This window comes from Pseudarthrobacter ribosi (assembly GCF_055412865.1).
In genome coordinates, this window is sequence record NZ_JBVAYZ010000001.1 from 17,020 (window position 1) to 30,890 (window position 13,871).

Consider the following 13,871-nt stretch of genomic DNA (forward strand, 5'->3'; position numbering starts at 1 on the left):
GGGGACCTTATGTGCTGGGCAAAGAAAAGCCCCGGCTGCCGGCCTGAAAGGCGGTTACCGGGGCGTTCCTGCGGGCTGGCGTGTGCGGCCTAGCGTCCGCGGGCCGCCTTGCGGTCCGGGCGGGCCTTGTAGGGATCAATGCCCTTGGGGATGGGCAGGCGGCTTCCGAGCGACGAGATGCGCTTGGACACCGTGTTGACCTCGAGCTTGGTCAGCTCATTCTTCATCTTGGTCATCTTCTTGGAGACCTGGCTGATCGGAACCTGGCCCTCGCCACGGCCGCTTTCAATCACGTGGATGGTGACGTTGGGCAGGATGCGCGCGAGCCGCTTGCGTTCGGCGTCGAGCAGCGGCTTGACCCGGTGGCTGGGGCCCTCGCTGACCAGAACAACGCCGGGACGGCCGATGGCACGGAAAACGGCGTCCTGGGTGCGGGGGTTCACCGCGACGGGCTGCTCTTCGACGATCCAGCCGCGCTTGAGCGTGCCCAGCGCAGCGCCCGATGCTCCGGGCTGGTTTTCAATCCGTGCGAAGGCGGCGCGCTCGGCGCGGCGGGACAGGATCAGCGTGGCCGCGAGAAGACCCAGCGGGAGGCCGATGAGCAGGCCCGTGATCCAGTTATCCAGCAGGAAGCCCACGACGAAGCTGACAGCCACGACACCGAGGAACGCCAGCAGCATAAGCCACGGGACCATCGGATCGTGCTGGCGCGTCATCTGGAAGACTTCGCGGATCTGCTTCAGACGGCTCGGCTTCTTGACCTTGGCGACCTTGGGCTTTCGGGAAAACAGGCCGCGCTTCGGGGCATCAGAAGCAGGAGTGGAGTTGCTGGAATCAGGGGAATTCGCCATAGTGCCTTAATTCTACGTGATGGACGGCGAAAGGCCGGACGCCGGATACCTCCGGTGCCGGCCCTGCGCCGCAATCATTACGACTGGATTCAGGCGCGCGCCGCGAGCAGCGAGCTGGCTTCCTGGCGGGTGCTGCCCGAACTTTCGATGTGGGCCAGCTGGGCCGGGATTTCCAGGCCCTTCTTGCGCATCGCGGTGGCCCAGAGCCGGCCCGCGCGGTAGGAGGAACGCACCAGCGGACCGCTCATGACGCCCAGGAAACCGATCTCGTCGGCTTCCTGCTGCAGGTCCACGAACTCCTGCGGCTTGACCCAGCGGTCAACCGGCAGGTGCCGCTCGCTCGGGCGCAGGTACTGGGTGATGGTGATCAGGTCGCAGCCGGCGTCGTGCAGGTCCCGGAGCGCCTCGGAGATTTCCTCGCGGGTCTCGCCCATGCCCAGGATCAGGTTGGACTTGGTCACCATGCCGAGGTTGCGGCCCTGCGTGATGACGTCCAGCGACCGCTCGTAGCGGAAGGCCGGACGGATGCGCTTGAAAATCCGCGGGACGGTCTCGACGTTGTGGGCAAACACCTCGGGCTTGGAGTCGCAGATCGCTTCGATGTGCTCCGGCTTGCCGGAGAAATCGGGAATCAGGAGCTCGACGCCGGTGCCCGGGTTGAGTTCATGGATCTTGCGGACCGTTTCGGCGTAGAGCCAGACGCCCTCGTCGGCGAGGTCGTCGCGGGCCACGCCGGTGACGGTGGCGTAGCGGAGCTGCATCGCCAGGACCGAACGGGCCACCTTCGTGGGTTCGAAGACGTCCACGGGGGAGGGCTTGCCGGTGTCGATCTGGCAGAAGTCGCAACGCCGGGTGCATTCGGAGCCGCCGATCAGGAAGGTGGCTTCCTTGTCTTCCCAGCATTCGAAGATGTTGGGGCAGCCGGCCTCTTCACACACCGTGTGGAGGCCCTCCTTCTTGACGAGGTTCTTGAGCTGCACGTATTCGGGACCCATCTGGACCTTGGCCTTGATCCATTCCGGCTTGCGTTCCACCGGGGTGGCCGCATTGCGCTGCTCGATACGCAGCATTTTCCGGCCTTCTGGTGCCAGGGTCACAGTAGAGCTCCTTCATGGGTTGCAACTAGCGCTTCTTCATTGTTGCGCAGTTCTTCGATGATCCGCGACACGAGGTCGGCGGGGGTGACGTCCCGGCCCGTCTCCTGCGAGATGGTGGTGACGCCGGCGTCGGTGATGCCACAGGCGATAATTTGGGCGTAAGGCGCCAAGTCGTTGTTGCAGTTGATCGCGAAGCCGTGCATGGTGACGCCCTCGTGGACGCGGATACCGATCGCGGCAATCTTGCGCGCGGGGCCCTTCTCGTCCTGCTCAATCCAGACGCCGGCGCGGCCCTTGATCCGGACCGCCTCGACGCCGTAGTCGGCCAGGACGGCGATGATGACGGCCTCCAGCCGCTCCACGTAGTCCCGGATTCCTGCCGGGTTCCTGAGCTTGATGACGGGGTAGCCGACCAGCTGACCCGGGCCGTGCCAGGTGAGCTTGCCGCCGCGGTCCACCGGGACCACGGGAGTGCCGTCAAACGGGCGTTCATGGTCTTCGGTGCGTTTACCTGCCGTGTAGACGGCGGCATGCTCCAGCAGCAGGACCGTGCTGGGGGCGGCGCCGGCGAGGACCCTCCCGTGGAGTTCGCGCTGGATGTCCCAGCCGCGCGCGTAATCGACGAATTCCGGGTCGAGACCCAGCTGGGAGAACTCAAGAGTCATGGCATCCAGCTTAGACCCCGGCTGTCGCAGCGGCCGATTCTGTGGCGAAGCTCTCACCCCCTGTGGATAACTCCTGCGGGATTCCGCCGGATCCGCTATTCCTTGGGTATGGACGATCACGCACCCTCCGGCGCCACCAACCCTGAGGTTCCCGGATACGACGTCGGCCGTAGCCTCGGACGCGGCGGCGGCGGCGCCACGGTCTGGCTGGCGACCGAACAATCGACCGGCCGCGAGTACGCGCTGAAGTGCTTCTTTGCCAGCGACTCCGCCGACCGCGGCGAAGGGGAGGACGCGATCCGGCGCGAGGTGCGGATACTGTCCGCGCTCGACCATGAGCATCTGGTCATGGCGTACGACGTCGTCCGGCTGGAGGGGCCGTGTGCCGGGGGCCTCGGGCTGATCATGGATTACGCCGCGGGTGGCTCGCTGGGGCAGCTCGTGGCCGGCCGGGGAAGCCTGGGGCCGGGGGAGACCGTGACCGTCCTGACTCCGATCGCCCAGGCCCTCGCCTACCTGCACGGTCACGGCTTCACGCACGGCGATGTCGCTCCCGGCAATGTGCTGTTCACCGCCCACGGCAAACCGTTGCTGGCCGATCTGGGCGTGGCCCGCATGGTGGCTGACGCCACGGTGGTGCCCGACGCCGGCACCGAGGGCTTCCGCGACCCGGCGCCCGTGGACGCCGTCCGGGCCGGGCTGCAACCGGAACGCGATGTGTATTCCCTGGCGGCCCTGGGCTGGTACTGCCTGACCGGGCGCGCCCCTGAGCCGGGCCCGCAGCGGCCGCCGCTGCCGCTGCTGGTACCCGGGGTTTCGCCTGAACTGGCCGCGGCGCTGGAATCCGGACTTCAGGAGGACCGCAGGCTCCGGCCCACCGCAGCCGAGCTGGCCTCCGCCGTTCACCGCAGCGTCCGGGCCGCTCCGGTGGACCTCTCGGTTTCGGTCCATCCCACGGTCATTCCGCAGCTGCTGACCCGGCGCGCCCTGCCCGGCACTGCACGGGAGCGTCGGGTTGAACAACTCCTGTCCCTGCCGGGCCGGCTCCGCAGGGCGCGCGCGGACGCCCCGCTGCCGGCCTCCGAGTCGACTGGGCCTGGGGTTCCCGCTTCCGTCCGTGCGGGCGGCGCCGGGCGCGGGGCAGGCGGCCGTGGGGCGCGCCGCTCGGCCCGCCGTGACACCGCCGGACGGCCCTCCCTCCGGCCCGGCTCCGTCCGGCCTTCTGCCGCACGCCCGGCACGTCCCGCACGCCCGGCACGCCCGGCACGGCAGGGCCGCCGTGGTCTCCGGGCGGTGGCCGCTGGCCTGGCCCTCGTGGGTGTCCTGGCTGCCGCGTGGGGGTTTGTCCGGGCCGGATTGCCGGCGCCGTTCCCGGGCTTTGCCGGCAACGACGCCGGGTCCGTAACGGAGTCCGCCCCGGCGGCCGCGGAGCCGGGACCTGATCCGGCGCCGGACCCTGGTGCGGAGCCGGGCCTTGGTGCCGGTGCCGCTGCGACGGCCCTTCCGCCCGATGTGCAGGCACAGCTCGCATCGCCCGACCCCGAGGAAGCCGTCCGCGGACTGGCCCGGATCCGCTCCCTGGCGTTCAGTTCGGGGGACTTCGGCCTGCTGGAGCAGGTCAACGTGCCAGCGTCGGCGGCGGCCGTGGCCGATGGGCGGATTAGCGCCGGGCTCAAGGAGTCCGGTCGGATGCTGTCGGGATTCACGACCCTCCTGAGCGCTGTGGCACATGAAGCGGCCCCAGCGGGGGACAGCGGCCGAACCCTGGCCGTCGTGGCCGTCACCGCGAGCACACCCGCCTACCAGGAGCGCGACGCGACCGGGGCGGTGCTGGCGGACGCCGCGGCCGCACCGGATCAGCAGCTGCGGCTCGTCCTGGCGACGGTCGAGGGTCGCTGGCGGATCCAGGACATCCTTCCGGCCGCCGGTGCACCCGCCGGCACGGGCAGGGAGGCCCCCGCGGCGCCGGCGCCCCCGCCGCCGTAGCCCCCGGACTCCGGTGCCGCCGGCGGTGATACCCCGCCGGAACCGGCAGGGGGTTTGCAGCCGCCGGGTCTCAGGACTTCGGGCCGCGTTCCGTCACCCACGCGGCGGCCTCGGCCAGCGAGGGGTGCTGCCACTCGAAGCCCGCCTCGCTCAGGACGGCCGGTTCCATCCGCTGGCTGGAGAGCAGCAGCTCATCGGCAAGCTTGCCCATCACCAGCCGCAGCACCGGGGCGGGGACGCGGAGCACCGCCGGGCGGTGCAGTGCCGTGGCCAGCGCCGCGACGAGCGAGTTCACGTCCGCGATTTCCGGGGCGCAGAGGTTCACGGGCCCGGACAGCCGGCTGCCGAGCAGAAAACCAAAGGCGCCGGCTACATCCGGGAGCGTGACCCACGGCCAGTACTGCCGGCCGTTGCCCAGCGGTCCGCCCACGCCCAGGCGCAGCAGCGGCATGAGCCGTCCCAGTGCGCCGCCCGAACGGCTCAGCACGACGCCGGTGCGCGGAGTGACCACCCGGACGCCGTCCGGAGCCTCGTGCGCGGCGGCTTCCCAGTCGGCGCAGATCCGGGACAGCACACCGCTCCCGGCGGGAGCGTTCTCCTGGAGCAGCGTCAGTCCGGCGTTGCCGTAGTAGTTCGCTCCCGACTGGCTCAGGAAGACTGCCGGCGGGGTGTCCAGGCGGCCCATGGCCGCCGCCAGCGTCCGCGTCGGACCGAGACGGGAGCTGCGGAGTTCGTTGATGCGGGAACGGGTCCAGGGCCGGTCGCCGATACCCGCACCGGAGAGGTTGATGACGGCGTCGGCCCCCTTCAGCGCGGTCTCGTCGATGCTGCCCTCCGCGGGGTTCCACTGGAACTCGGACGGCGCCGCGGGCGCCCGCCTGACCAGCGTGCCGACGTCGTGCCCGGCGCTGCGCAGGGTGCTGGAAAGGGCGGTTCCGATCAGCCCTGAGGCTCCGGCAATAATGATTCGCATGATCCATCTCACCATGCCCGGCACGGCAGGGATACCTCCCGGGCGGGAGGGCCCGTCTTGACTATGATCTAACGATGACCTCTTCGAGTTACTTCCGTTTCCCGCATCTGCACGGCGATCTGGTCACTTTCGTGGCCGAGGACGACGTCTGGATTGCGCCTCTCGGCGGGGGCCGCGCCTGGCGCGTCTCCTCGCTGCAGCTGCCGGCCCGCAACCCCCGCTTCACGCCGGACGGCACGCGCCTGGTGTGGACGGTCATTCAGGGTACGGCCCCGGAAGTTGTCACGGCAGACGTCGACGGCGGCGGCTACCGGCAGTTGAGCTACTTCGGCCACGCCACCACCAAAGTCAAGGGCTTCACCCCCGACGGCGACGTCCTGGTCACGAGCGCCTTCCGCCAGGCCGACAGCCGCCACACACACGCCTACAGCCTGCCCGTCATCGGCGGCTGGGCCGCGGAACTCCCGCTGGGCCCGGTGGAGTCCGTGGCCTTCGGACCGGTGGTCGGCGACGAACGCCCCGTCGTCCTCGCCAGCGTGCTCTCCCGTGAACCCGCGTGGTGGAAACGCTACCGGGGCGGCGCCGCCGGCAAGCTCTGGATCGACACCGACGGAAACGGCGAATTCGAACGCCTCGCCGCCGAACTGGACGGCAACCTGACCGACCCGATGTGGGTCGACGGCCGGATCGCCTTCCTCTCCGACCACGAGGGCTACGGCAACCTTTACTCCGTGCTGCCCAACGGCTCCGAACCGCGCCGCCACACGGACCACGAGGACTTCTACGTCCGGCACGCCGCCACCGACGGCCGGCGTGTCATCTTCGAATCCGCCGGTGAGCTGTGGTTGCTGCCGGACCTCGGCTCGGAGGCCGTCAAACTTGAGATCTCCCTGGGCTCCGCGTCCCAGGCCCGCCGCGGAGCGCCGCTCAAGCCGTCAAAGCACCTCGGCGATGTGATTCCGGACCGTACCGGCGGCTCCAGCGCCGTCGAGTCCCACGGCACCCTGCACTGGCTGCGGCATCAGGACGGCCCCTCGCGCGTCCTGGAAGCCACCCCCGGCGTCCGTGCCCGCCTGCCGCGCCCGTTCGGCGCGGGCCGGATCGCCTACGTTGCCGACCACGACGGCGTCGAGGCCCTGTATCTGAAGGCGATCGCCGCGCCCCTGGCCGCCGGAAACCCCGCGGCCGGAAACGCCGCCGCCGGAAACCTCGCAGGAAACCCTGCCGGACACGAGCCCGGGGCCCAGCCGGCCGGGGATTCCGACGCCGGCTCACCCCTGCCCAGCCCGGTCCCCGCCGCAGCCCTCACCCGGCCGGGCACCGCAGCCGCGGTCCCGGCAGCACACCCGGCCATCCCGGACGACGCCGACGACGCTGCCGATACCGCCGGGCTTGCGGAAGTCAACGTCCCGGCGCCGCAGGAACTGTCGGGCCGCCCGACCAGGATCAATTTCCCCAAGCCGACCCGGGCCAGCGCCATCGAGGCCAGCCCGGACGGCAACTGGCTCGCCGTCGGCACTGCTTTCGGCGACATCTACCTGGCCGACACCCGGACCGGCACCCTGACCCTCGTGAGCAGCATCGGCGAGGGCAGCATCGAAGGCTTCAGCTGGTCCCCGGACTCGGCCTGGCTGGGCTGGTCCGAGCCGGTGACGTCCTTCGGCTCCCGCAGCCGGCTGCGCCTTACCGGCGTGGACGCCGGCGCCGCAGCGGACGGGAAGCGCACCATCATCGAGGTCACCGACGGGCGCTTCCGCGACGAATCGCCGTCGTTCACGCCTGACGGCAAGTATCTGGCGTTCCTCTCCAACCGCAGCTTCGACCCGGTCTACGACGGTCACTCCTTCGACCTGTCCTTCCCGAGCCCGATCAAGCCCTACCTCGTGGCCCTCGCCGCGGACACTCCCTCGCCCTTCGGCCCCAGCGTTGACCTGGCGGACAACGCCGGCACCGGCCCCGAAGCCGGTGCCAAAGCCGAGGGTTCGGACCAGGACCAGGTGCCCGCGGTCCGGGTCGACGCCGAGGGCCTGGCCCACCGCGTCATCAGCGTGCCGGTCCCGCAGGGCAACTACTCCGCCCTCACCGCGACCGACGGGGCCCTGCTCTGGCTCGACCACGAGCTTTTTGGTGTCACCGGCGATGGCCGCGCCAGCCTTGAGGACAAGAACGCGGCGCCCTGCCTCGTCCGCTTCGACCTGGCCCGGCGCAAAACCACGATCATCGTGGACGCCCTGGACAGCTACCGGCTCTCCGGCGACGGCGAGAAGGTCGTGGTCCTGCAGGACAAGCAGATCCGCGTTTCGCCGGCCAACGCCAAGGCGGACGAGGAATCCGGGCAGCTGGTCAAGGTCGACCTCAGCCGCATCCGCGTGCAGCTCGACCCGCTCAGCGTCTGGGGACAGGCCTTCGACGAGGCCTGGCGGCTCCAGCGCGACTTCTTCTGGACGGAAGACATGGCCGGGCAGGACTGGGACTCGGTGCACGCCCGCTACCGTCCGATCGTGGACCGGCTCGGCTCGCACGATGACCTGGTGGACCTGCTGTGGGAGCTCCACGGTGAACTGGGCACCTCCCACGCCTACGTCCGTCCCTTTGCTGTCACCGAGAACGGCAGCAACGGCCAGGGCCGGCTCGGCGCGGATCTCGCCTTCACCGGAGAGGGCTGGGAGATCACCCGGATCCTCGCGGGGGAGTCCTCCGATCCGCTCGCCACCTCGCCGCTGACCCGCCCCGGCGCGGACGCGAAGGCCGGCGACGTGCTGCTGGCGATCGACGGCGTCGAGCTGACCGCGGAGCGCACGCCCGCCATGCAGCTGGTCGGCGCCGCGGGACGCGCCGTCGAGCTGACGCTGCGCAACGGCGCCGGGCACGGCAGCCAGGCAGGGAAGCAGCGCCGTGTGGCCGTGGTCCCGGTCAAGGACGAGGAGCGGCTGCGGTACCAGGAATGGGTGGCCGCGAACCGAAGGACCGTCCGGCAGGCCTCCCAGGGAACCTTCGGCTACCTGCATATCCCTGACATGATGGCCAACGGCTGGGCCCAGCTGCACCGCGACCTCGACACCGAGACGGCCCTGGACGGGCTGATCGTCGACGTCCGCCGCAACCGCGGAGGGCACACCTCCCAGCTTGTCGCGGAGCTCATCGGCCGCAAGGTCACCGGCTGGAGCATGCCGCGCGGGGAGCGGCCGCGGACGTACCCGCACCACGCGCCGCGCGGACCCGTCATCATCCTGACCGACGAATTCGCCGGGTCCGACGGCGACATCATCACCCAGGTCTCCAAGCTGCGGGGGATCGGCCCGGTCATCGGCACCCGGACCTGGGGCGGCGTCGTCGGGATCGACAACCGCTTCGCCCTGGCCGACGGGACCGGCGTGACCCAGCCGCGCTACGCCACCTGGTTCTCCGGCGGCGTGGGCTGGGGGGTTGAGAACTTCGGCGTCGCCCCGGACATCGAAGTGACCTTCCCGCCGCACGCGTACGCCGCCGGCACCGACCCGCAGCTGGAATACGGCATCGGCGCCCTCAAGGAAATGATCCAGGAACTGCCCACCGACCGGCCGCCCCTGCGCGAGGGCTACCGCCGGGTCCGGCCCGCCCCGCTGCCGGACCGCCAGCCCGGCAACTAGGCCAGCGTCCGGCGCCGCCCGCCGACGACGCCGGGAAACGGCGAAGGCCCCCGTTCCCTTGGTCAGGGAACGGGGGCCTTCGCCGTAACGCCTCAGAGGCTAGGAGGCCAGGGTGGCGTCCAGGGTGATCTTGATGCCGGTCAGGGCGGCCGAGACCGGGCAGCCCACCTTGGCTTCCTCAGCGATACGCTGGAATTCCTCTTCCGTGATATTCGGAATCCGCGCGCTGACGGTCAGGTGGCTGTCCGTGATGCCGGTGCCGGGCACGAAGGTGACATCGGCCTTGGTGTTGACCTCCTCGGGCGTGTGGCCGGCCTGGGCGACGGCGAGGCTGAAGGCCATGGAAAAGCAGGCCGAATGCGCGGCGGCGATAAGCTCTTCGGGGCTGGTCTTTCCCTCGGAAGCCTCGGCGCGCGCCTTCCAGGTGACATCGAAGTTACCCAGCCCGGAGCTGTCCAGCGTGGTGTTGCCGGCGCCCGTCATCAGGTCGCCATTCCATACAGTGTGTGCGGTGCGTGTAGCAGCCATGTCCACTCCTCAAGTTCGTTGAAATTCCACAGACCCGGCGAAGCCGGATCATGTCGTGTCCCATCCTAGGGATTCGGCGCCTCCGGCGCACCGGTGTCCGCTCTCGGAGGATTATGACCCGCACCCGGACGACGACGGCGACGCACCCCGGGAGGGTGCGTCGCCGTCGCTGCTGATGGGAGCTAATGCCAGGAGGGAGAGCTACTGCCAGAGGGTGGCGATGGCCACGTTGAGCAGGGCCAGCCCGCCGACGGCATGGGCGAGGCCCTTGCCGACCTCCTCGCCCTTCTTGTACCTGCGGCGGCCGATGAAGGCCAGGACAGCCACGACCACTGCCACGACCAGTTTGATGCCGAGCTTGGCGTAGTTGGCCTCCATGTCCAAGACCGGAATGAGCCCCATCATGGCGATGCCGGTGAGCAGCTGCAGCACGGCGCCGTCGAACTGGCGCGGGTGCACGGTGGGCTGTTTCATCTGGCCGATCCAGATGCCCACGATCATGGCGGCGCCGACGATGTGCAGGAAGACCATGACGTTATAGACGATATTCATGGCATCAGTCTAGCCAGAACGTTCTACGCTCCGTAGTAAAGACCCGCCCGGCCCGGGGACGCGCCCGGCCGGCCACGAAAACGGCGACGGCGGCGCGGGTTCCGGTGGTTTCCCACCGGCGCCCGCACCGCCGTCGCCGTCGGTGTGCTAAATGCCCTTCGAGGCTAGAGCCCCAGGTCGGCTTCGAAGGCGCCTTCCTCAAGGCGTGCCTTCAGCGTCTGCAGGAAGCGTCCTGCGTCGGCGCCGTCGACCAGCCGGTGGTCGTACGTCAGGGAGAGGTACATCATCGAGCGGATGGCCAGCGAGTCATCGCCGTTCTCATCGGCGACGACGACGGCCCGCTTGACGATCGACCCGGTGCCGAGGATGGCAACCTGCGGCTGGTTGATGATCGGCGTGTCGAACAGCGCGCCTACGGAACCGATGTTGGTGATGCTGAAGGTTCCGCCGGAGAGCTCGTCCGGGCCGATCTTGCCATTGCGGGTGCGGTCCGCGACGTCGGCGATCTTCCCGGCCAGGCCGGCAAGGTTCAGGTTGCCGGCGTCGGTGATGACGGGAACCAGCAGGCCCTTGTCAGTGTCCACCGCAATCGCCAGGTGCTCGGCGTTGTGGTACGTGATCTCCTGCTTGTCCTCGTCGTAGGAGGCGTTGACCTTCGGGTGCTGCTTCAGTGCCTCGGCCACGGCCTTGGCGATGAAGGGCAGGAAGGTCAGCTTGGAGCCGTTCTGGGCCTGGAAGGAGTTCTTGGCCTTGGCGCGCAGCTTGGCGACCTTGGTCATGTCGACCTCGTGCACCTGGGTGAGCTGGGTGGAGATGTCCAGCGACTCGCGCATGCGGCGGGCAATGACCTGGCGGATCCGCGGGGCCTTCTGCACGGTGCCGCGCAGCGAGGACTGATCAGCGGAGGGACGCGCCGCCGGAGCAGCGGAGGGAGCCGGGGCAGCCGCGGCGGGCGCGGGTGCGGCCTTGGCTTCTGCCGCCGCCAGCACATCCTGCTTGCGGATGCGCCCGCCGACGCCGGTGCCTGAGAGCGAGGAGATGTCCACGCCCTGCTGGTTGGCCAGCTTGCGGACGAGCGGGGTGACGTAGCCGGACTCCGCGGACGCGGCGGCCGGAGCAGCGGCAGCGGGCGCAGCCGGGGCGGCTTCCGTTGCCGGTGCGGGGGCCTCCTGCTTGGGGGCTTCCTGCTTCGGTGCCTCAGCCGGGGCGGCTTCCTGCTTGGGAGCCGCTGCCGGGGCAGCTTCCTGCTTGGGAGCTGCTGCCGCTTCCTTCGGGGCTTCCTTGGCGGGAGCAGCGGCGGGGGCCGCACCGGAACCGATCACGGCGAGGACAGAACCGACCTCGGCCGTTTCATCCTCGGCGACACGGATCTCCTGCAGGGTGCCGGCGACCGGTGACGGGATCTCGGTGTCGACCTTGTCGGTGGACACCTCAAGCAGCGGCTCGTCAACCTCGACGGTGTCGCCAATGCTCTTGAGCCAGCGGGTGACGGTGCCTTCGGTGACGCTCTCGCCCAGGGCGGGGAGCGTGACTTCGTGGCCTTCGCCGGCGGGAGCAGCAGGCTCGGCGGCGGGAGCAGCAGCCTCGGCGGCGGGTGCTTCAGCTTCGGGGGCCGGAGCTTCGGCGGCGGACGGGGTCTCGGCGGCGGGTGCTTCAGCCGCAGCTGCCGGCGCTTCCTCGGCCGGAGCCTCGGCGGCGGGCGCCTCGCCCGAGCCGGCGGAACCGGAGCCGTCGCCGATGCGCACCAGCGGCGCGCCAACTTCAGCGGTCTCGTCTTCGGCGACGAGGATTTCCTCGATCACGCCGGCGATCGGAGAGGGGATCTCGGTGTCTACTTTGTCGGTGGAAACCTCGAGCAGCGGCTCGTCCACCTCTACCCGGTCACCTACCTGCTTGAGCCAGCGGGTGACGGTTCCTTCGGTGACACTCTCACCGAGGGCGGGCAAGTTAACGGATTCAGACATGTCGTCCCCGTTCTCCTTATTGATCTTTAGTGCGGATGATTGCTGCCTTGGTCGAGCTTAGTGCACCCGGCGTTTTGGGCCGGGTGCACTAAACACGGAGTTCTTGCGGTGGTGCGGACGGAACTGTTAGCCGTGCAGGGGCTTGCCGGCCAGAGCCAGGTGGGCCTCGCCGAGGGACTCGTTCTGGGTCGGGTGTGCGTGGACCAGCTGGGCCACGTCCTCCGGGTATGCTTCCCAGTTCACGATCAGCTGGGCCTCGCCGATCTGCTCGCCCATGCGGGCGCCGATCATGTGGACGCCGACGACGGGGCCGTCCTTCTGGCGGACCAGCTTGACCAGGCCGGTGGTGCCCAGGATGGAGCTCTTGCCGTTGCCGGCGAGGTTGTATTCCTGGGTCTGGATCTGGTCGTCACCGAACTTGGCCTTGGCGGCCTTTTCCGTGTAGCCCACCGTGGCGATTTCCGGCTCGGAATAGGTGACCTTGGGGATGTTGACGTCCTCGACGACGACGGGCTTCAGTCCGGCGATTTCTTCGGCGACGAAGATGCCCTGCTGGTAGCCGCGGTGTGCCAGCTGGACGCCGGGGACGATGTCGCCCACGGCGTAGACGTTGCCGACACCGGTGTGCAGTCGCTCGTTGGTGATGACGAAGCCGCGGTCGATGGTGACGCCTGCTTCCTCGTAGCCGAGGTTGGCCGTAACCGGGCCCCGGCCGACGGCGACGAGCAGGAGGTCGGCTTCGAAGGTCTTGCCGTCCACGAGGGTGACCTTGACGCCGTCGGCGTACTGCTCGACGCCCTGGAAGAAGGTGCCGGTGGAGAACTTGATGCCGCGCTTCTTGAAGGCACGCTCGAAGGCCTTGACGATCGTCGCGTCCTCGTTCGGGACCAGCGAGGGCAGGCCCTCGATGATGGTGACGTCGACGCCGAAGGACTTCCAGACTGAAGCGAACTCGACGCCGATCACGCCGCCGCCCAGGATGATCGCGCTCTTGGGGATGAAATCCATGGTGAGGGCTTCGTCGGAGGTGATGACCTTGCCGCCGATTTCCAGCCCCGGCAGCGAGCGGGAGTAGGAGCCGGTCGCGAGGACAATGTTCTTGCCCTTGTACGCGGTGCCGTTCACGACGACGGTGTCGGTGCCCTGGAGCTTGCCTTCGCCCTCAATGACGGTGATGCCCTTTTTGCCCTTGATGAGACCCTGCAGGCCCTTGAACTTGCCGGCAATGATGCCGTCTTTGTAGGCGTTGACAGCGGTGATGTCGATGCTGTCGAGGGTGACGTTGACGCCGTACTTTGCCGAGTCCCGGGCGTGGTCGGCCAGTTCCGCCGAGTGCAGCAGGGCCTTGGTGGGGATACAGCCGTTGTGCAGGCAGGTACCGCCGAGCTTGCCCTTTTCGATCAGGCCGACGGTGAGGCCGAGCTGAACGGCACGCAGGGCAGTTGCGTAGCCGCCGCTGCCGCCGCCGAGTACCAGGATGTCGAATTCTTGCGCAGTTGCCTGATCGGCCACTAAAACGCTCCCTCGCGTGAACGATGACACGAGAGTACGCATCATCTGGTCTTGGAACTTCCCTGCCGTGATTATGCCAGCAGGACAGTTCCCTTTCATTTGTGACTACCGTTG

Annotated in this window: 10 protein-coding genes; 2 read left to right on the top strand and 8 right to left on the bottom strand. The window is 69.1% G+C overall.

Translation table 11 applies throughout. From position 1 onward, the window contains the following. Positions 1 to 89: 89 nt before the first annotated feature. The 3 genes from ACZYZ5_RS00080 to lipB form a co-directional block, all read right to left on the bottom strand. Positions 90 to 851, bottom strand: a complete 762-nt coding sequence (locus ACZYZ5_RS00080) for a DUF4191 domain-containing protein (RefSeq protein ID WP_463898228.1) — start codon at positions 849 to 851, stop codon at positions 90 to 92. Between the two features lie 89 nt (positions 852 to 940). Further along, a complete protein-coding gene (gene lipA, locus ACZYZ5_RS00085) occupies positions 941 to 1,948 on the bottom strand; it encodes a lipoyl synthase (protein ID WP_282383234.1) in 1,008 nt (335 codons plus the stop codon). After that, entirely contained in the window at positions 1,945 to 2,613 is a 669-nt protein-coding gene (gene lipB, locus ACZYZ5_RS00090) for a lipoyl(octanoyl) transferase LipB (RefSeq protein ID WP_463898230.1), read from the bottom strand. The genes lipA and lipB overlap by 4 nt, the downstream gene beginning before the upstream one ends. A 108-nt stretch (positions 2,614 to 2,721) precedes the next feature. Here lipB and ACZYZ5_RS00095 point away from each other — a divergent pair, with 108 nt between their 5' ends. Then, positions 2,722 to 4,599: a serine/threonine-protein kinase gene (locus ACZYZ5_RS00095; protein WP_463898232.1), complete on the top strand. Its 1,878-nt coding sequence runs from the start codon at positions 2,722 to 2,724 to the stop codon at positions 4,597 to 4,599. A gap of 70 nt (positions 4,600 to 4,669) precedes the next feature. Here ACZYZ5_RS00095 and ACZYZ5_RS00100 read toward each other — a convergent pair whose 3' ends face one another. Continuing rightward, positions 4,670 to 5,572, bottom strand: a complete 903-nt coding sequence (locus ACZYZ5_RS00100) for a TIGR01777 family oxidoreductase (protein WP_463898235.1) — start codon at positions 5,570 to 5,572, stop codon at positions 4,670 to 4,672. 74 nt (positions 5,573 to 5,646) lie between these two features. On the opposite strand from ACZYZ5_RS00100, the gene ACZYZ5_RS00105 reads away from it, so the two are divergent. Beyond that, complete coding sequence (locus tag ACZYZ5_RS00105; RefSeq protein WP_463898238.1) at positions 5,647 to 9,201, top strand: S41 family peptidase; 3,555 nt, start codon at positions 5,647 to 5,649, stop codon at positions 9,199 to 9,201. A gap of 99 nt (positions 9,202 to 9,300) precedes the next feature. Here the strand turns inward: ACZYZ5_RS00105 and ACZYZ5_RS00110 are convergent, their stop codons facing one another. The 4 genes from ACZYZ5_RS00110 to lpdA all read right to left on the bottom strand — a co-directional run bounded on the left by ACZYZ5_RS00110 (position 9,301) and on the right by lpdA (position 13,757). Beyond that, complete coding sequence (locus tag ACZYZ5_RS00110) at positions 9,301 to 9,729, bottom strand: OsmC family protein (protein ID WP_463898240.1); 429 nt, start codon at positions 9,727 to 9,729, stop codon at positions 9,301 to 9,303. A 201-nt stretch (positions 9,730 to 9,930) separates the two neighbouring features. Beyond that, a complete protein-coding gene (locus ACZYZ5_RS00115; RefSeq protein WP_463898243.1) occupies positions 9,931 to 10,281 on the bottom strand; it encodes a hypothetical protein in 351 nt (116 codons plus the stop codon). A gap of 164 nt (positions 10,282 to 10,445) precedes the next feature. Beyond that, complete coding sequence (sucB, locus tag ACZYZ5_RS00120) at positions 10,446 to 12,245, bottom strand: 2-oxoglutarate dehydrogenase, E2 component, dihydrolipoamide succinyltransferase (RefSeq protein WP_463898247.1); 1,800 nt, start codon at positions 12,243 to 12,245, stop codon at positions 10,446 to 10,448. Between the two features lie 126 nt (positions 12,246 to 12,371). Next, positions 12,372 to 13,757, bottom strand: coding sequence for a dihydrolipoyl dehydrogenase (lpdA, locus tag ACZYZ5_RS00125; protein WP_463898250.1), 1,386 nt, complete (start codon positions 13,755 to 13,757; stop codon positions 12,372 to 12,374). Between the last annotated feature and the right edge of the window lie 114 nt (positions 13,758 to 13,871).